Source organism: Azospirillum palustre (genome assembly GCF_002573965.1).
Lineage (GTDB): Bacteria > Pseudomonadota > Alphaproteobacteria > Azospirillales > Azospirillaceae > Azospirillum > Azospirillum palustre.
The window spans coordinates 2,308,342-2,324,907 of sequence record NZ_PDKW01000043.1 but is presented as its reverse complement, the minus strand read 5'-3'; the positions used below and the strand labels follow the sequence as shown (position 1 = coordinate 2,324,907).

Sequence of the window (16,566 nt, the reverse complement as noted above, 5' to 3'; positions counted from 1 at the left end):
GTTTTGCGAAGGCCCCTTGACCCGCGGCCCCGCGATTGTCTAAGTCATGACCACGGAACGGTGCGTTGCATATCCTAGTATGCAATCTCCGCGGGCAACGCGGGACCGCTTCGTGGACATGAGCTTTGCCTTCGTTGGTCCGGTGCGCCAGCATCGGCTTGCAATGGCAGAGTCCGGGGCGCGGGCGTGGCGAAACCGGTAGACGCAAGGGACTTAAAATCCCTCGCCGTAAGGTATGCGGGTTCGAGTCCCGCCGCCCGCACCATATTGACTATGCTGTGAAATTTCAGTCCTGCCGCTGGCTGGCGGCGATACGGCAACGGCTTCGGGCCGGTGGGCGGAAGCCTCACCGAACCTCGACCGTGCCGCAGCTGCGCCGATGGGCCAGCAGACAGTCCTCAGTGTTGGACTGATGCATCAAGGCGCCCATCAGCCAGTATCCCAGAGCAAGGACGATCATGATGGCGATGGCCGCGCCGACATTGGCGGCGAGGCGGGCGCGGTCGTCATCCGGCGGCATGTCGGGCGTCACTTCCTGCCCGGCTTTCGTTTTGTCCGGCCGTTGGCCGCTTCCCCCTCCTTGCGTTGAAGGAACAACCGGCCGGCTTGCATCGCCGCGGCGCGGCTGATGTATCTGCCGCACTCGAACCGCTGGCTGTCGAACGTCACGGTGAGAGCGAAGCTCTGCGGTCCGGTTTCTTCGACGAGGATTGGGGAGGGGGCCGGGGAGGGGGCGGGCTTCATTCGACGGTCCGTGCTTGTCTGCCTGTGACGGTCAGACACATACGTCCACCGTGACGCGCAGGCCAGCGGCTTTGACGGGACCCGTCAGCGTTCCACCGGGCCGCCGGCATTGGCCCAGGCGGAAAAGCCGCCGCGCAGACGGTTGATGGTGCCGGTATGGCCCGCTGCCATCATCCGTTCGGCCGCGGGACCGCAGCGCATGCCTCCCTGGCAATGGAAGACCAGATGCTTGCCGGGCTCGGCCGGGACGCGCGACGGGTCGAACTGTGACAGCGGGTTCAGGATGGCGCCGGGGATGTGGCCGGCGGCGTGCTCATGCGGTTCGCGGACATCGACGATCACCGCCTCGCCCCTGGCCTGCCAGTGAATGGCGGTCTGCGGATCGACCTGCAGGATCCGGTCGGAGCCGCCCTGCGTGTCGGGCTGCGCTGTCGGGAACAGGCGTCGCATCAGGGAGCAGAGGAACATCGGAGTCGATCCTTGAAAGGGGATTGCGGAGCGGGCGCCGGCATCGGACTGGCCTTGACCAATAAATTAGTATATACTAATGTTAAGTCAATGGGGCGATGCCGCCCGCAGCCTTCTTTCCGCCAGGGCGGTTCCGGCCGGGCGGCGACCCGGCAGTCCGGTGCGCGCCCTTTCGATAGCAGGAGATGACCCATGCACAAGAACTGGCCGCAGATGACCGGTGAGTTGTCCGGCGCCATCCGCGAACTGCGCGGCGGTGCCCCGGAGGTCATGAAGGCCTTTTCCGGGATGGCCCAGGCGGCGCTCAAGGCAAATGCGCTGGACACCAAGACCAAGGAGCTGATCGCGCTCGCCATTGCGGTGGCGATCCGTTGCGACGGCTGCGTCGCCTTTCATGCCGAAGCGGCGATGAAGCAGGGGGCGACCCGAGACGAGGTGATGGAGACGATGGGGATGGCGGTCTATATGGGCGCCGGGCCGTCGGTGATGTATGCCGCCCAGGCGGTCGAAGCATTCGACCAGTTCACCGAAAAGGCGGCCGGCTGACCGGAACCGCGATCCCATAAGAGGAGGATCGGGTGGTGCGGGCGGTCGGACTCGAACCGACACTCCTTGCGGAACCGGATTTTGAGTCCGGCGCGTCTACCAATTTCACCACGCCCGCAGCGACGCCTCTTCTAGCGCAACAGCCGGGAAACGGAAAGTGCAAAAGAACGGGCGTCCCGGTCCGCTGTCCCGGTTCGCTGTCTCGGGCCCGGGCAGCCTCGCTCTCCGCACCAGCCCCAGCCTGCGGCGACGCAGCCGCGGTGCCGCTTATTCCCTGCCGATGCCGCCGCCCTGTCATGCCGTCGCAGGCGTGACGTGGGCGTTGCGGACGGCTGGCCGAACGGCCTCGCACGCGCTACCTTGTCGGCCATGACGACCAAGCCCTTCCTCTCCCGTGCCTTCGAAGATCCCCGCATCGCCGCCCTGCTGCTGGCATTGGCCAGTGCCGGGGTGCTGCTGTCGGCCCTGTTCTTCCAGTTCGTGCTGAACTACCAACCCTGCGTGCTGTGCATCATGCAGCGCTGGCCCTATGTGGCGGTGATGGTGCTGGGGCTGGTGACCTGGCTGTTCCGCCGCTGGAAGGGGCTGGGCGACGCGCTGCTGGTGGCAAGCGGGCTGGCCCTGCTGGCCGGTGCCGGCATCGCCGCCTATCATGTCGGGGTGGAGCAGCATTGGTGGGCCGGCACCTCGTCCTGCGGCGGCTCGGCCGCGGCCAATTCGCTGGAGGCGCTGCGCGCCCAGGTGCTGGCCGCCCCGGTCACCCGCTGTGACGAAGTGGCGTGGTCGCTGTTCGGGATCTCCATGGCGGGCTACAACGTGGCGATCTCGCTGGCGCTGGCGGCCTACGCCTTCGCCGCGGCACGCATCGCCTACACCCGCACCCCGGTGTCGAGGACCGCATTGTGAGTGAAACGACGTCTCCCACCGCCAGTTCCCGTCACGGCGCCCCCCGTCACGGCACGCTGCCCGGCGCATTGCCCGGCGACCTGCCGCGGCGCGACCGGCTGGCCCGCATCGTCCGCGTCGATCATGCCGGCGAATATGGCGCCAAGCGCATCTATGAAGGCCAGATCGCCGTCATGGGCAAGGGCCGCCACGGCAAGACCCTGCGCCACATGGCCGAGCAGGAGCTGGTCCATCTCGAATATTTCGAAAAGCAGCTGAACCGGCGCCGGGTGCGGCCGACCCTGCTGCAACCCCTGTGGCACGTCACCGGCTTCCTGCTGGGCGCCGGCACCGCGATCCTCGGCGAACGGGCGGCGATGGCCTGCACCGTCGCCGTCGAAGAGGTGATCGAGGAGCATTACGAGGCGCAGCTGCCTCATCTCGGCGAGGAAGAGCAGGAGCTGTCCGACAGCATCCGCAAATTCCAGGCGGAAGAGGTCGAGCACCGCAACATCGGCTTGCAGAACGAGGCGGAGCGCGCGGCGGGCTATCCCCTGCTGTCGGCGGCGATCAAGGCCGGCACCCGGGCGGTGATCTGGGTGGCGGAACGGGTGTGACGGGGCGGGTACGATTGGGCGGGTGTGATGGGGCGGATGCAGGGGCCGGCGGTGGCCCCCATCCGTTGACACCGCGGCGCCAGCCCTACATCGGGTCCAGTTCCGAGTCCCAATAAAGAAAATCCCGCCAACTTTCATGAAGGAAGTTTGGCGGGAAGGCGCGTCCGTTCTCTTGCAGCTCGTAGGCACTGGGCTGGAAGGGTGGACTGAGGGGGATCATGCCGCAGACGTGGGGAAGGCGGTCGCCCTTCGCCAGATTGCAGGCCGAACAGGATGTGATGACGTTTTCCCACGTCGTCCGACCGCCGCGGGACCGCGGAATCACATGGTCGAAGGTCAAGTCGTGGGTGGGGAAGGGGCGGCCGCAATACTGGCAGGTGAAACGGTCGCGCAGAAAGACGTTGAAGCGGGTGAAGGCCGGGCGGCGTGAAGCCGGGATGAACTCTTTCAGCGAGATGACGCTGGGCAATCGGACTTCGAAACTGGGGGATCTGACGACCCGGTCATAGTGCGATACGATGTTGACCCGTTCCAGAAAGACCGCCTTGACCGCTTCCTGCCAGGACCATAGCGACAAGGGGAAGTAACTGAGCGGGCGGAAATCCGCGTTCAGCACCAGAGCCGGACAGTGATCGGGTGGTGGAGCCAATGGCCACTCCCTTGTCTGTAACCGTTGTCTGAGACCGTGTCTGGATCCCGGCACGCGACACTGCTGCGGCACCGTGCGCGGGGTCGTGTCTGCTGTGCCCCGGCGGCCGAATCGTCCTCCGGGACAACCAGATACATAGTGGATCGGCGGCCGGGACTCAACATCTTGACCCGGTGCGTCTGAATTTCTTCACCGTTGTGTAACCTTTTTCGCGCTGTGGGCAAGCCGGGAGCGGGGGGAGGCGGTCAAGCGGCACCACCCGCGGCGGCTGTGACATCGGCAAAAAACAGTCGCGCCCGCCTTGCGTGCTTACCCCTCGTTAACCATGACGGCGCGAAGGTGGACCTCGTTGATCCAAGCCGATCCCGCCGGTCCGAACCGGCCGGAAGCGACCCCGAGGAAAGTCCGCCATGACCGCCGTCATCATCGACCTCGCCCAGAAGCGCCGTGAACGCGAGGAGCGTGAGCGCCAGATCCGCATCGATGCGTTCGACCGCGAGCTGCGCCGCCGTCTGGCGCTCTATCTGGAAGGCGAAGAGATCCCGGTCGAGCCGATCCGCGACAATCCTTATATCTGATCTGCCCTTACATCCAACGCGTGCCAGCCGTTATAAAGCGGGAATGAGCGATCTCGTCACCCGCTTCGCCCCCAGCCCAACCGGGCATCTGCATCTGGGCCATGCCCATTCCGCGCTGTTCGGCTGGACCACAGCCCGCAGTGCCGCCGGCCGCTTCCTGTTGCGGATCGAGGACATCGACCCCAACCGCTGCCGTCCGGAGTATGAGCGCGACCTGATCGAGGATCTGGCGTGGCTCGGCCTCGACTGGGACGGTCCGATCCGCCGCCAGTCCGACCATTTCGACGATTTCCGCGCCGTACTGGCCCGGCTCGAGTCGCTGGGCGTGCTCTATCCCTGTTTCTGCACCCGCAAGGACATCGCCGCCGAGATCGCGCGGGCCGGTGCGGCTCCCCACGGTCCCGACGGGCCGCTCTATCCCGGTACCTGCCGCCATCGCTCAGCCGAGGAGCGTGCCGAACGGATCGGGCGGGGCGACGCCTGGGCGCTGCGACTCGACGTGGAGGCCGCCTGCCGGCTGACCGGGCCGTTGCGCTGGCACGACCGGGCGCAGGGCTGGCAACAGGCGACGCCGGATCTCCTGGGCGACGTGGTGCTGGCGCGCAAGGACACGCCGACCAGCTATCACCTCAGCGTCACGGTCGACGATCATCTCCAGGGCGTGACTCTGGTCACCCGCGGCGAGGATCTGTTCTTCGCCACCCACCTGCACCGGCTGTTGCAGGCTCTGCTGGGCTACGATCCTCCCGATTACCACCATCACGGCCTGCTGCGGAACGCGGCGGGCGAGCGGCTGGCAAAGCGCGACCGCGCCCAGTCCCTGCGTTCGCTGCGGGACGAAGGCCGCAGCCCGGCCGAGGTGCGGGCGATGGCGGGATTTGCAGGATAGGGATAGGGTCCGGTCAGCAGGCGTACGTGCCGCCGCCGGGCCGGGGCTGGGGGCGTACGGGGGGCGTACCTCCTTGTGTACGTCCGCCCCTCAGCCCCGGATGCTCAGGCCGGCTGCACTCAATCCAGTTGCAGCACGATCGCCTTCAGATAGGCCGACTCGGGCAGGTGCGGGTGGACCGGATGGTCCGGCCCGGCGCCGGCGCTGCGCAGGATGCGGCCGGTGCGGCCGGCGTCGGTCAGACCGCGGGCGACCAGTTCGGCGAAGGTCGGCGGATCGACATTGTGGCTGCACGACCCGCAGAGCAGATAGCCACCGGGGGCGGTGATCTTCGCCGCCAGACGCGCCATCTTGCGGTAGGCGCGGCTGCCGACCGCCAGATCCTTCTTCGACTTCACGAAGGCCGGCGGATCGGCGACCACCACCTGGAAGGTCTCGCCGGCCGTGCCCAGCCGCTCCATTTCCTGGAAGGCGTCGGCCTTGCGCGCCTCGAAGCGGTCGGCGACGCCGTTCGCCTCGGCGGCGCGGGTGGCGTTCTCCAGAGCCAGGGCGGAGCGGTCGACCGCGATGACCTGGGTGGCGCCGGCCACCGCGCACTGGATGCCGAAGCCGCCATTGTAGCTGTAGAAGTCGATGGCCCGGCCGCCCTTGGCCAGCGAGGCGATGAAGGCGCGGTTGTCGCGCTGGTCGTAGAACCAGCCGGTCTTCTGGCCGTCCAGCGGGTTGGCGAAGAAGGTGGCGCCGTTCTCTTCGAGGCGGATCGAGCCGTCGATCTCGCCCTTGGCCAGCCGGGTCTCCTCCGCCAGCCCCTCCAGCGCGCGCTGGCTGCCGTCGTTGCGCAGGATGACCGCACGCGGCGCCATCACCTCGTCGATGGCGGCCAGGATCTCGTCGATCCGGCGGTCCATGAAGACGGAATTGGCCTGCACCGTCACCACATCGTCGAAGCGGTCGACGATCAGCCCGGGCAGCCCGTCGGCCTCGGCATGGACGACGCGGTAGAAGGGACGGCTGAACAGCCGGTCGCGCAGTTCGACCGCGCGGCGCAGCCGGTCGGCGATGAAGGCCTGGTCCACCACGGTCGCCGGGTCGCTCGACAGCAGCCGGGCGGCGATCAGCGTGTGCGGGTTGAAGGTGTAGATGCCCAGCGGCGTCCCGCCGGGGTCCAGAAGCCGCACCGGGCTGCCGGGCGGCACCGCCTTGGCGGTGGTGTCCATCTGGACTTCGTTGGAATAGACCCAGGGATGTCCATGCATGACGCGCCGCTGGCGGCCGGACTGCAAATGGATCGCCGGGTATTTCTTGACGGGTTTGGTGCCGGTGTCGCTCATGGGCCCGCATCCTAGCGGCAAATCGGCGGCGCGCAATGGCCGCCTGTCCGTCCCGCCGTCTTCGCCTATTCCGCGTCGCGCCGTCCCTCCGCCGGCGTCACGGCATTGTCGTTGACCACCGCCAGATCCTTGCAGAAGCGGATCGTCTCCCGCCGGTGCCCTTCGGTGCGGAAGCAGTCGGGGATCGGGTCGCGGCGGGGGCCCTCAAGGGACTCGGGCCGGGCGAAACGGTCGGGCAGGGTGGTATGGATGGCGGCGCAGCCCAGCCGCCGGGCCAGCCCCTCCATCGCCCGCAGCAGGGCCTCCGCCACGCCGGCGACGTCGAACAGGTCGAGCACGACGAAGTTGTCGACGCACAGCGTCCGCCCGTGCAGCAGATGCGGTTCGGCCGTGTAGGAGAACAGGCCGTGCAGGTACCCTTGCGCGTTCTGCACGGTCATGATGCCCCGGCTCGCCGGCGGGCGGCCTTCCCCGCTGCCCTCGAGGGTTGCACTGTCCAGAACCGCTGCGGCAAATGCGCGCCATCGGTCGATCCCCAGGCCCGGCGCCATGGCGCAGACCAGCGGATAGGCCTGGTCGATCTGGCGCCGACCAAGGGGTTTAGCGATGAAACCGTCGTCCATTTCAGCCCGGCCGATTGCAAGGACACTGAACGATGGCAGCCCCGGGGCGGAAGGGTCGTTGACGTAGATCAATGTTGCTGACCCCCCCCATGCACATAGTGTGCGCCATTGGAGACAGGCGCGCCCGGCGTCCCTTTCGGCATTTCCGAGTGCAACCTGTCCCGCTCCTTAACAGTACGTACCCAGTGGTGGTGCAACCCAGAAGGCGCGGCTCCGCGGCCGCCCGGGGCAAACGGGAGAGATTGTATGACATCAGCGACTCTGACTTCAGGGGCCACCCTGGGCAGCCAGCGGGTGTCGGAAGACGTGCGTTACCATGAGGACGCCATCCGACTCTTCGTGATCGCTGCAGTGTTCTGGGGCGTGGTCGGTTTCCTGGCCGGCACCTTCATCGCTCTGCAGCTGGCTTTCCCGGCGCTGAATCTCGGGCTGGAGTGGACGAGTTTCGGGCGCCTGCGCCCCGTCCACACCTCGGCCGTGATTTTCGCGTTCGGCGGCAACGTGCTGTTCGCCACTTCGCTTTATTCGGTCCAGCGGACTTGCCGTCAGTATCTCTTCGGGGGCGAAGGGCTGGCGAAGTTCATCTTCTGGAACTACAACGTCTTCATCGTGCTCGCGGCGCTGAGCTATGTGCTGGGCTTCACCCAGGGCAAGGAATACGCCGAGCCCGAGTGGATCCTCGACCTGTACCTGACGGTCACCTGGGTGCTCTATGCGGTCCAGTTCATCGGCACGGTGATGACGCGGCGCGAGTCGCACATCTATGTGGCGAACTGGTTCTTCATGGCGTTCATCCTGACCGTCGCGATCCTGCACATCGGCAACAACATCAACATCCCGGTGTCGCTGTTCGGCATGAAGTCCTACACCTTCGTGTCGGGCGTGCAGAGCGCCATGGTGCAGTGGTGGTACGGCCACAACGCGGTCGGCTTCTTCCTGACCGCCGGCTTCCTGGGCATCATGTACTACTTCGTGCCCAAGCGCGCCGAGCGGCCGGTCTATTCCTACCGCCTGTCGATCGTCCATTTCTGGACCCTGATCTTCCTCTACATCTGGGCCGGTCCGCACCACCTGCACTACACCTCCCTGCCGGACTGGGCGCAGACGCTGGGCATGACCTTCTCCGTCATGCTGTGGATGCCGTCCTGGGGCGGCATGATCAACGGCATCATGACCCTGTCGGGCGCCTGGGATAAGCTGCGCACCGACCCGGTCCTGCGCTTCCTGGTCACCTCGGTCGCCTTCTACGGCATGTCGACCTTCGAAGGCCCGCTGATGTCGGTCAAGCCGGTCAACGCCCTGTCGCACTACACCGACTGGACCGTCGGCCACGTGCACTCCGGCGCTCTCGGCTGGGTCGCCTTCGTCTCCTTCGGCGCGATCTACTATCTCGTGCCGGTGCTGTGGAAGCGCTCGCAGCTCTACAGCATGCGTCTGGTCAGCTACCACTTCTGGACCGCCACCATCGGCATCGTGCTCTACATCACCGCCATGTGGGTGTCGGGCATCATGCAGGGCCTGATGTGGCGCGCCTACGACAACCTGGGCTTCCTGCAGTACTCCTTCGTGGAGACCGTCGCGGCGATGCACCCGTTCTACGTGATCCGCGCGATGGGCGGCGTCCTGTTCGTCACCGGCGCTCTCATCATGGTCTACAACCTGTGGCGCACGGCGAAGGGCGATGTCCGCATCGAGAAGCCCTATGTCACCACGCCGCACAAGGCGACGGTCGGCGCGGCCTGACGCTAGGGAAGGATGCGAGAAATGGCTCAGGATAAAAAGGGCTTCAGCCACGACCTGATCGAGCGGAACACCCTTCTGCTGATCGTGCTCGTGCTGATCACCGTGTCGATCGGCGGTCTGGTTCAGATCGTCCCGCTCTTCACCATCGAATCGACCATCGAGAAGGTGGAGGGGGTCCGTCCCTACTCCCCGCTCGAACTGGCCGGGCAGAACATCTACCTGCGCGAAGGCTGCTACAACTGCCACAGCCAGCAGATCCGTCCGTTCCGTGACGAGGTCGAGCGCTATGGCCACTACTCGCTGGCGGCGGAGTCGATGTACGACCATCCGTTCCAGTGGGGCTCCAAGCGCACCGGTCCCGATCTGGCCCGCGTCGGCGGCAAATACTCCAACGCCTGGCAGGTCGCCCATCTGGTGAACCCGCGCGCGGTCGTTCCGGAGTCGATCATGCCGACCTACGGCTGGATGAAGGAGCGTCCGCTGAGCTACGGCGACATCGCCGATCACCTGAAGACCCTGAAGATCGTCGGCGTTCCCTACACCGACGAGCAGATCGCCAACGCCAAGGCCGACCTGGAAGCGCAGAAGAACCCCGACGGCGACACCGCCGGGCTGATGAAGCGCTACCCGAAGGCCGTGGTCGCGAACTTCACCGGCGAAAAGACCGTCACCGAAATGGACGCTCTCGTCGCCTACCTGCAAGTGCTGGGCACCATGGTGGACTTCACCAAGTACCAGTCCAAGCAGCTGCAGCAGTAATCGGGGGAGGAATCCATGGACTTGGATTCGATCACGGTGATGCTTCGGTCCTTCTGGACGGTGTGGTTGATGCTGCTGCTGACGGGCATCCTGGTTTACGCCATGTGGCCCGGCAACCGCCGCACCTTCGACGACGCCGCCCAGATCCCGCTCAAGGATGATGGTCAGGAGCTTTAGACCATGGCACAGAATTACAAGGACGAGCTGTCCGGCGTCGAGACCACCGGCCACGAGTGGGATGGACTGCGCGAGCTGAACAATCCGCTGCCGAAGTGGTGGCTGTATCTCTTCTACGTCTGCATCGCCTGGGCGATGGTGTACTACGTGTTCTACCCGGCCTGGCCGCTGGGCAAGACCTACACGAAGGGCATCCTGGGATATTCCCAGCGCGAGGAGCTGGACACCAGGATGGCGGAGGCGAAGGCCGGCCAGGCCAAGTTCCTGACCGCCATCGCCGCCAAGTCGGTCGACGAAATCCAGAAGGACAAGGACCTGCTGGGCTTCGCGATGGCCGGCGGCCGGTCCTACTTCAACGAGAACTGCGCCGCCTGCCACGGCGCCGGCGGCCAGGGTGCCAAGGGCTTCCCGACGCTGGCCGACGACGTGTGGCTGTGGGGCGGCTCCTCGGCCGACATCTACAAGACCATCCAGCACGGCATCCGTTCGGATGACGGCGACACCCGCGGCACGCCGAACGTCGGCATGACCGCCTTCGGCAAGGACGGCATCCTCAACCGCGACCAGATCGATCAGGTCACGGACTATGTGCTGTCGCTGAACGGCAAGACCGCCGATGCGGGCAAGGCCGCCAAGGGCAAGGCCGTCTATGACGAGAACTGCGCCGCCTGCCATGGCGACGCGGCCCAGGGTTCGGTTGCCGCCGGTGTCGACGGTGTCGGCGCTCCGCCGCTGAAGCAGGCCAACTGGCTCTATGGCAGCGACAAGCAGACGCTGGTCGAGACGGTGACCAACGGCCGCGCCGGCGTCATGCCGGCCTGGTCCAAGCGGCTGGACGACGCGACGATCAAGTCGCTGGCCGTCTACGTCCACAACCTGGGCGGCGGCAAGTAAGCCGAAGCCCGGGCGGACCATTGCGGAACCGGCCGGAAAGGGCGTCGGGGAGGTCACTCCCCGGCGCCTTTTTCTTTGCGGGACATGGGGCGGGCCGGCGGTTTCGTTAACTTCCTGTCATTTGATCCATCGCAATGTAGCTGCGGCAATCGGTCGCCATAGTTCCCGCGACCAGACACCGCTTATCAAACGCCGCCGACCAGTCGAAGGGCAGCCAGCGACATGAGCATCAGCACCACCACCGGAAACCGCCCCCTCCCGCCGAAACGCCTGAAGGCGCCGCGCCAGCCGGGATGGTACATCCCCTGGATCTTCGTCGGCGTCTTCATGGTCGTCCTGGCGGTGAACGGGGTGATGGTCCATTTCGCGGTGTCGAGCTGGACCGGGATCGAGACCGAGAACCACTTCATCAAAGGGCTCGGCTACAACAACGATCTGGCCGGAGCCCGCGCCCAGGCGGAACGCGGCTGGCAGGTCCAGCCGGACTTCACCAGCACCGAACCGCGCAAGGGCGTGATCGCCATCACCGTCCGCGACAAGCAGGGCCAGATCCTGAAGGACGCCGCCGTCACCGTGACGATGATCCGTCCGATCTCCGAGGGTCATGACAAGACCCTGTCGCTGCCCTATCTGGGCGAGGGCCGCTATGGCGCCCCGGTGGAGCTGGATCTGGAAGGCCAGTGGGACATGCGATTCGTCATCACCCACGCCACCGGCGACTATCAGGACCGGAAGCGCGTCTGGGTGCAGTGAGGGCGGCGAACGAAGGCGCCGCGACCGGGACAGTCAGGGTGATGTCGAGATGACCGTCTGCCTCCATTGCGGACAAGAGCTGGGCGAGGGCGCGCAGGCCGGTAACGCGGCAATTGGCGGCCTCACTGCCGGCGATGGCGCCGGGCCGTTCTGCTGCACCGGCTGCGCCGCCGCCTACGACCTTGTCCGCGGGCTGGGGCTGGAGCGCTACTATGAGCGCCGCAGCGTCGATCCCACCGCCCGCCCCTTGCGTCCCGACGATGCCCCGGCGGTCGATTACGAGCCGCATGCCCGCGACGAGCAGGACGGCAGCCGCAGCCTGCACCTGATGGTCGACGGCATGCAGTGCGCGGCCTGCGTCTGGCTGATCGAATCGGCGCTCAACCGCCAGCCGGGCGTCGCCCAGGCCCGCATGAACATGACCACGCGCCGGCTGACCGTGCGCTGGACGCCGGAGGCGACCGACGCCAACGCGGTGGTCGGCACCGTGGCCCAGCTGGGATACCGCGCCGTTCCCTTCGACCCCGACCGGCTGGGCGGCGCCCAGGCGAAGAGCGAGAAGGAGCTGCTGCGCGCCATGGCGGTGGCGGGCTTCGCCATGGGCAACGTCATGCTGCTGTCGGTGTCGGTCTGGGCCGGCCACAGCCAGGGCATGGGCACCGCCACCCGCGACCTGATGCACTGGATTTCGGCGCTGATCTGCATGCCGGCCATCGCCTATGCGCTGCGTCCCTTCGCGCGCTCGGCGCTGTCGGCCCTGCGTCATGGCCGCACCAACATGGATGTGCCGATCACCATCGGCGTGCTGCTCGCCACCGGCATGAGCCTGTTCGAGACCATCCACAGCGGCGAGCATGCCTATTTCGACGGCGGCGTCATGCTGCTGTTCTTCCTGCTGGTCGGCCGCTATCTCGACCAGCGGGCGCGCGGCCGGGCGCGGTCGGCGGCCGAACAGCTGCTGGGCCTGCGCGCCAACGCCGTCACCATCCTGAACGCCGACGGTACCAGCGCCGTGGTGGCGCCGGAGCAGGTCGTCCCCGGCACCGTCATCCTGGTCGCGGCCGGCGAGCGCATCCCCGTCGACGGCCGGGTGTCCGACGGCGTGTCCGACCTCGACACCGGCCTGATCACCGGCGAGACGGTGCCGGGCACCGCGCGGCCGGGCGATCAGGTCTTCGCCGGCACCCTCAACCTGACCGCACCCCTGCGCCTGACCGTCACCGCGGTGGGCGAGGGCACGCTGCTGGCCGAGATCGTCCGGCTGATGGAAGTGGCGGAACAGGGCCGCGCCAAATATGTCGCCATCGCCGACCGGGTGTCCCGCCTCTATGCCCCAGTCGTCCATCTGACCGCGCTGACCACCTTCGCCGGCTGGATGCTGCTGGGCGGGGTGGTGTGGCAGGACGCGCTGATGAACGCCATCGCCGTGCTGATCATCACCTGCCCCTGCGCGCTGGCGCTGGCGGTGCCGGTGGTGCAGGTGATCGCCAGCGGCCGGCTGATGCGCCAGGGCACGCTGCTGAAGAGCCCGACCGCGCTGGAGCGGCTCGCCGCCATCGACACGGTGGTGTTCGACAAGACCGGCACCCTGACCGAAGGGCGCCCGGTGCCGCAGCTCGACGGGCTATCGGCGGAGGGGCTGTCGGTGGAGGATCTGGCGCTGGCGGCCTCGCTCGCCGCGGCCAGCCGCCACCCGCTGGCCCGCGCGCTGGCCGCCGCAGCCCCCGAGGTGCCGGTGGCCGCAGGCGTGCGCGAGATCGCCGGTGCCGGCCTGTCCCTGCAGACGGCGGACGGCGAGGTGCGGCTGGGCAGCCGCCGCTTCACCGGCGCGCCGCTGGAGGCGGAGGACGCCGCCGGCCCGGAGCTGTGGCTGGCCCGTCCGGGCGAGGAGCCGCGGCGGATCGTCTTCCTCGACGCCCCGCGCCCCGACGCCGCCGCAGTGGTGGCGGCGCTGAAGGCGCGCGGGCTGGAGGTGAAGCTGCTGTCGGGCGACCGCCGCGGTGCGGTGGCGGCCGTGGCGGAGCGGCTCGGCATCGCCGACTGGCGGGCCGAACAGACGCCGGCCGACAAGACCGCGGCGCTGGCCGAACTGGCCGGGCAGGGCCGCACCGTGCTGATGGTCGGCGACGGGCTGAACGACGCCCCGGCGCTGGCCGCCGCCGCGGTGTCGATGTCGCCGTCCACCGCGGTGGATGTCAGCCAGACCGCGGCCGACGTGGTGTTCCAGGGCCGGCTGCTGCGCCCGATCGTCGAGACGGTGGAGGTTTCCCGCCGGTCCGGCCGTCTGGTCAGGCAGAATTTCGGGATCGCCCTGGTGTATAACCTGTGCGCCGTTCCGCTGGCGATGGGCGGCATGCTGACGCCGCTGCTGGCGGCGCTGGCGATGTCGTCGTCGTCGCTGATCGTCATTCTGAACGCGCTGCGGCTGGCCCGCGGCGCCGTCGTCAAGGATCTTCCCGTGCGGGACATCGCCGTTCGGGAACTGCCGGGTAAGGATTCGGGTGATGGACGAGCTTCTCTATCTGATCGCGATCGCGCTGAGCCTGGGCGGGCTGGGGCTGGCGGCCTTTCTGTGGGCGCTGAAGTCCGGCCAGTTTGACGATCTGGACGGGGCGGCCCACCGCGTCCTGTTCGACGACGATCTGCCGGCGGCACCCCGTGCGGGCGGCGAGCCGGCCAAGCCGGCGGAGGCCGTCCGCGGGCAATAGTGCCAAATCCCGTATGGGCATAGAAAAGGTTGTATGCGTGCAAGGTTGCGATTCTGAGCGATTGCCACCAATATGGGCCCATGCGGAATGAAAGGCTGGGTTCCTCCATGCCACCTTTTGATACGGTTCGCGCTCGGGAAAAGAGCGCTGCGACGGAAATGAATCCCTGCGGGGCCTGTCCCGTGCGCAGCCTGACGGTGTGCGCCGCGCTGGAACCCGAGGAATTGCGCCGTCTTGCCGACATTCTGCAGAATGTGCGCATCGATGCCGGCCACACCCTGTTCGCCGAGGGCGACGCATCCGATGCGCTCTACAACGTCACCTCCGGGACGGTGAAGCTGTACAAGCTGCTGCCGGACGGGCGCCGCCAGATCACCGGATTCCTGGTGACCGGCGATTTCCTTGGGCTGGCGGTCAACGACAGCTATGCCTACACCGCCGAATCGGTGACCAGCGCCTCGCTCTGCCGCTTCCCGCGCAAGAAGATCGATGCGCTGCTGGAGGAATTCCCCAAGATGCAGCGGCGCCTGTTCTCGATGGCGTCGAACGAGCTGGCCGCCGCGCAGGACCAGATGCTCCTGCTCGGCCGCAAGACGGCGAAGGAGAAGATCTGCTCCTTCCTGCTGATGCTGTCGCAGCGCGCCGCCCGCCGCGGCCACAAGGAAAACCCGGTCTTCGTGCCGATGAGCCGGGCCGACATCGCCGACTATCTGGGCCTGACCACGGAAACCGTCAGCCGCACCTTCACCCAGCTGAAGACCGCCGGCGTGATCTCGCTCCAGGAAGGCAACAAGGTTCTGATCGCCGACATCGACGCGATGTACGATCTGGCCGAAGGGGCGTGACGCGGGCGCTCGCGCTTTTGCAGGGTGCGGGGGTGTTTGAGGAATTTTCCACGGATTTCACGGATTAAGACACGGATTTCACGGATGTTTCTCCGCAAGGCTTATGCCTGCCGGAGAAGCATCCGCTTTGGCAAGTCATCGAAAAATCCGTGTAATCCGTGCTTAAATCCGTGCAATCCGTGTAGATCTTGCCGGCCGTGCCCGCACACCGGCAAGGATCAGGCGCGCATCATCCGCGCCCCACCGGCCGCAGTTCGAACAGCAGCCAGACCAGCATCGACACCACCAGAATGGCGCCGGCCTGATGGGCGGCGGCGATGGGCGTCCACACCACGGTCAGCAGTGTGGCGACGCCCATCGCGATCTGCAGCAGGACCATGGCGCCCGACGCCAGCGCCGCGCGGCCGGCGCGCCCCGGCAGGCGGGCGTTCAGGACCCGGGCGGCCAGCACCAGGACGACCACGCCGGTCAGGATCGCCAGCGAGCGGTGGATCAGCTGGATCGCCGCGGTGTTCTCGACCGGGTTGAGCCACCAGGGGGTCAGCGTGTCGACCTCCGGCGGGATCCAGTGGCCGTTCATCAGCGGGAAGCTGTTGTAGGCGAAGCCGGCATCCGACCCGGCGACGAAGGCGCCCCAGACGATGGTGGCGGCGACCAGCCCCAGCGCCCAGCGGGTGTGACGGCGCAAGGACGCCGATTCCGGCCGCCAGCCCGCCATCGGCAGCGGATCGAGCAGGCCCAGCGCCGTGCGCAGAAGCAGGGCGTAGATCAGGATGGCGGTGCTGAGATGCAGGGCCAGCCGGTAATGGCTGACGTTCGGCGAATCGACCAGCCCGCTCTTCACCATGAACCAGCCGATGCCGCCCTGGAGCCCGCCCAGCAGGAACAGCCCGGCCAGCTTCGGCCACAGCTCCGACGAGATGCGGCCCTGCATCCAGAAACGCAGGAAGGGGATCAGGAAAACGAAGCCGATCAACTGGCCCCACAGCCGGTGGAACCACTCCCACCAGAAGATCGACTGGAAGCCGGCCAGATCCATGTGGCTGTTGTAGATGCGGAATTCCGGCGTCGCCTTGTACAGGTCGAAGACCCGGTTCCATTCCGCCGAGGACAGCGGCGGCAGGATGCCGATCAGCGGCTTCCATTCCACCATCGACAGGCCGGATTCCGTCAGCCGGGTGATGGCGCCGATCACGGCCATGGCCAGCACCATGGCGGCGCAGACCAGCAGCCAGACGGCGATGGGCCGGTTCGGGTTGGGGCGGGTGGCGGCGGCGAGGCTGTCGGAGGCAAAGGCGGTCAAGGCGGCATTCCGGAGCACGGCGGTGGGATGTCCGCAAATGTGGGGCGAACATCC

Annotated in this window: 20 protein-coding genes and 2 tRNA genes; 14 read left to right on the top strand and 8 right to left on the bottom strand. The window is 67.1% G+C overall.

Annotation, left to right across the window (positions count from 1 at the left end; all coding sequences use genetic code 11):
• Positions 1-180: 180 nt before the first annotated feature.
• A tRNA-Leu gene (locus CRT60_RS33330) sits at positions 181-265 on the top strand.
• 81 nt (positions 266-346) lie between these two features.
• Here CRT60_RS33330 and CRT60_RS36335 read toward each other — a convergent pair.
• The 3 genes from CRT60_RS36335 to CRT60_RS33315 all read right to left on the bottom strand — a co-directional run bounded on the left by CRT60_RS36335 (position 347) and on the right by CRT60_RS33315 (position 1,212).
• On the bottom strand, positions 347-520 hold the full coding sequence (locus CRT60_RS36335; RefSeq protein ID WP_161958143.1) for a hypothetical protein: 174 nt from the start codon (positions 518-520) through the stop codon (positions 347-349).
• A gap of 8 nt (positions 521-528) precedes the next feature.
• Positions 529-744 (bottom strand): hypothetical protein, encoded by a 216-nt coding sequence (locus CRT60_RS33320; RefSeq protein WP_098740643.1) that lies wholly within the window; start codon positions 742-744, stop codon positions 529-531.
• An 84-nt stretch (positions 745-828) separates the two neighbouring features.
• Complete coding sequence (locus CRT60_RS33315; protein WP_098740642.1) at positions 829-1,212, bottom strand: rhodanese-like domain-containing protein; 384 nt, start codon at positions 1,210-1,212, stop codon at positions 829-831.
• Positions 1,213-1,404: 192 nt separating this feature from the next.
• On the opposite strand from CRT60_RS33315, the gene CRT60_RS33310 reads away from it, so the two are divergent.
• Complete coding sequence (locus CRT60_RS33310) at positions 1,405-1,758, top strand: carboxymuconolactone decarboxylase family protein (RefSeq protein ID WP_098740641.1); 354 nt, start codon at positions 1,405-1,407, stop codon at positions 1,756-1,758.
• Positions 1,759-1,791: 33 nt separating this feature from the next.
• Here the strand turns inward: CRT60_RS33310 and CRT60_RS33305 are convergent.
• Positions 1,792-1,876, bottom strand: a tRNA-Leu gene (locus CRT60_RS33305).
• A gap of 251 nt (positions 1,877-2,127) precedes the next feature.
• Here CRT60_RS33305 and CRT60_RS33300 point away from each other — a divergent pair.
• On the top strand, positions 2,128-2,664 hold the full coding sequence (locus tag CRT60_RS33300) for a disulfide bond formation protein B (RefSeq protein ID WP_098740640.1): 537 nt from the start codon (positions 2,128-2,130) through the stop codon (positions 2,662-2,664).
• Positions 2,661-3,260 carry a demethoxyubiquinone hydroxylase family protein gene (locus tag CRT60_RS33295; protein ID WP_425290423.1) on the top strand — a complete coding sequence of 200 codons (600 nt, stop codon included), beginning with the start codon at positions 2,661-2,663 and terminating at the stop codon, positions 3,258-3,260. The genes CRT60_RS33300 and CRT60_RS33295 overlap by 4 nt, the downstream gene beginning before the upstream one ends.
• An 85-nt stretch (positions 3,261-3,345) precedes the next feature.
• On the opposite strand, the gene CRT60_RS33290 is transcribed toward CRT60_RS33295, so the two are convergent.
• Positions 3,346-3,909 carry an HNH endonuclease gene (locus tag CRT60_RS33290; protein WP_098740639.1) on the bottom strand — a complete coding sequence of 188 codons (564 nt, stop codon included), beginning with the start codon at positions 3,907-3,909 and terminating at the stop codon, positions 3,346-3,348.
• A 410-nt stretch (positions 3,910-4,319) separates the two neighbouring features.
• On the opposite strand from CRT60_RS33290, the gene CRT60_RS36580 reads away from it, so the two are divergent.
• Positions 4,320-4,487 (top strand): hypothetical protein, encoded by a 168-nt coding sequence (locus CRT60_RS36580; RefSeq protein WP_014248815.1) that lies wholly within the window; start codon positions 4,320-4,322, stop codon positions 4,485-4,487.
• A gap of 43 nt (positions 4,488-4,530) precedes the next feature.
• Positions 4,531-5,376 carry a tRNA glutamyl-Q(34) synthetase GluQRS gene (gluQRS, locus tag CRT60_RS33285; protein WP_098740638.1) on the top strand — a complete coding sequence of 282 codons (846 nt, stop codon included), beginning with the start codon at positions 4,531-4,533 and terminating at the stop codon, positions 5,374-5,376.
• Between the two features lie 119 nt (positions 5,377-5,495).
• Here gluQRS and CRT60_RS33280 read toward each other — a convergent pair whose 3' ends face one another.
• Both CRT60_RS33280 and CRT60_RS33275 read right to left on the bottom strand, forming a co-directional pair.
• Entirely contained in the window at positions 5,496-6,707 is a 1,212-nt protein-coding gene (locus CRT60_RS33280) for a class I SAM-dependent rRNA methyltransferase (protein ID WP_098740637.1), read from the bottom strand.
• A 65-nt stretch (positions 6,708-6,772) separates the two neighbouring features.
• Positions 6,773-7,147, bottom strand: a complete 375-nt coding sequence (locus tag CRT60_RS33275; RefSeq protein WP_244592886.1) for a hypothetical protein — start codon at positions 7,145-7,147, stop codon at positions 6,773-6,775.
• 429 nt (positions 7,148-7,576) lie between these two features.
• Between CRT60_RS33275 and ccoN the strand changes: the two genes are divergently transcribed.
• From ccoN to CRT60_RS33235, 8 genes are all read left to right on the top strand, one after another.
• Positions 7,577-9,073: a cytochrome-c oxidase, cbb3-type subunit I gene (gene ccoN / locus CRT60_RS33270; protein ID WP_098740635.1), complete on the top strand. Its 1,497-nt coding sequence runs from the start codon at positions 7,577-7,579 to the stop codon at positions 9,071-9,073.
• Positions 9,074-9,094: 21 nt separating this feature from the next.
• On the top strand, positions 9,095-9,832 hold the full coding sequence (gene ccoO / locus CRT60_RS33265) for a cytochrome-c oxidase, cbb3-type subunit II (RefSeq protein ID WP_098740634.1): 738 nt from the start codon (positions 9,095-9,097) through the stop codon (positions 9,830-9,832).
• Between the two features lie 15 nt (positions 9,833-9,847).
• Positions 9,848-10,009, top strand: a complete 162-nt coding sequence (locus CRT60_RS33260; protein ID WP_012972963.1) for a cbb3-type cytochrome c oxidase subunit 3 — start codon at positions 9,848-9,850, stop codon at positions 10,007-10,009.
• A 3-nt stretch (positions 10,010-10,012) separates the two neighbouring features.
• Positions 10,013-10,903 (top strand): cytochrome-c oxidase, cbb3-type subunit III, encoded by an 891-nt coding sequence (gene ccoP / locus CRT60_RS33255; protein WP_098740633.1) that lies wholly within the window; start codon positions 10,013-10,015, stop codon positions 10,901-10,903.
• A 222-nt stretch (positions 10,904-11,125) separates the two neighbouring features.
• Positions 11,126-11,656: a FixH family protein gene (locus tag CRT60_RS33250; RefSeq protein WP_098740632.1), complete on the top strand. Its 531-nt coding sequence runs from the start codon at positions 11,126-11,128 to the stop codon at positions 11,654-11,656.
• A 49-nt stretch (positions 11,657-11,705) separates the two neighbouring features.
• Entirely contained in the window at positions 11,706-14,255 is a 2,550-nt protein-coding gene (locus CRT60_RS33245) for a heavy metal translocating P-type ATPase (RefSeq protein ID WP_098740631.1), read from the top strand.
• Positions 14,161-14,364 carry a cbb3-type cytochrome oxidase assembly protein CcoS gene (ccoS, locus tag CRT60_RS33240; protein WP_098740630.1) on the top strand — a complete coding sequence of 68 codons (204 nt, stop codon included), beginning with the start codon at positions 14,161-14,163 and terminating at the stop codon, positions 14,362-14,364. Before CRT60_RS33245 ends, ccoS begins: the two co-directional genes overlap by 95 nt.
• A gap of 182 nt (positions 14,365-14,546) precedes the next feature.
• Positions 14,547-15,209: a Crp/Fnr family transcriptional regulator gene (locus tag CRT60_RS33235; protein WP_244592885.1), complete on the top strand. Its 663-nt coding sequence runs from the start codon at positions 14,547-14,549 to the stop codon at positions 15,207-15,209.
• Between the two features lie 229 nt (positions 15,210-15,438).
• Here CRT60_RS33235 and CRT60_RS33230 read toward each other — a convergent pair whose 3' ends face one another.
• Positions 15,439-16,512 carry a COX15/CtaA family protein gene (locus CRT60_RS33230; protein ID WP_098740628.1) on the bottom strand — a complete coding sequence of 358 codons (1,074 nt, stop codon included), beginning with the start codon at positions 16,510-16,512 and terminating at the stop codon, positions 15,439-15,441.
• Positions 16,513-16,566: the final 54 nt, after the last annotated feature.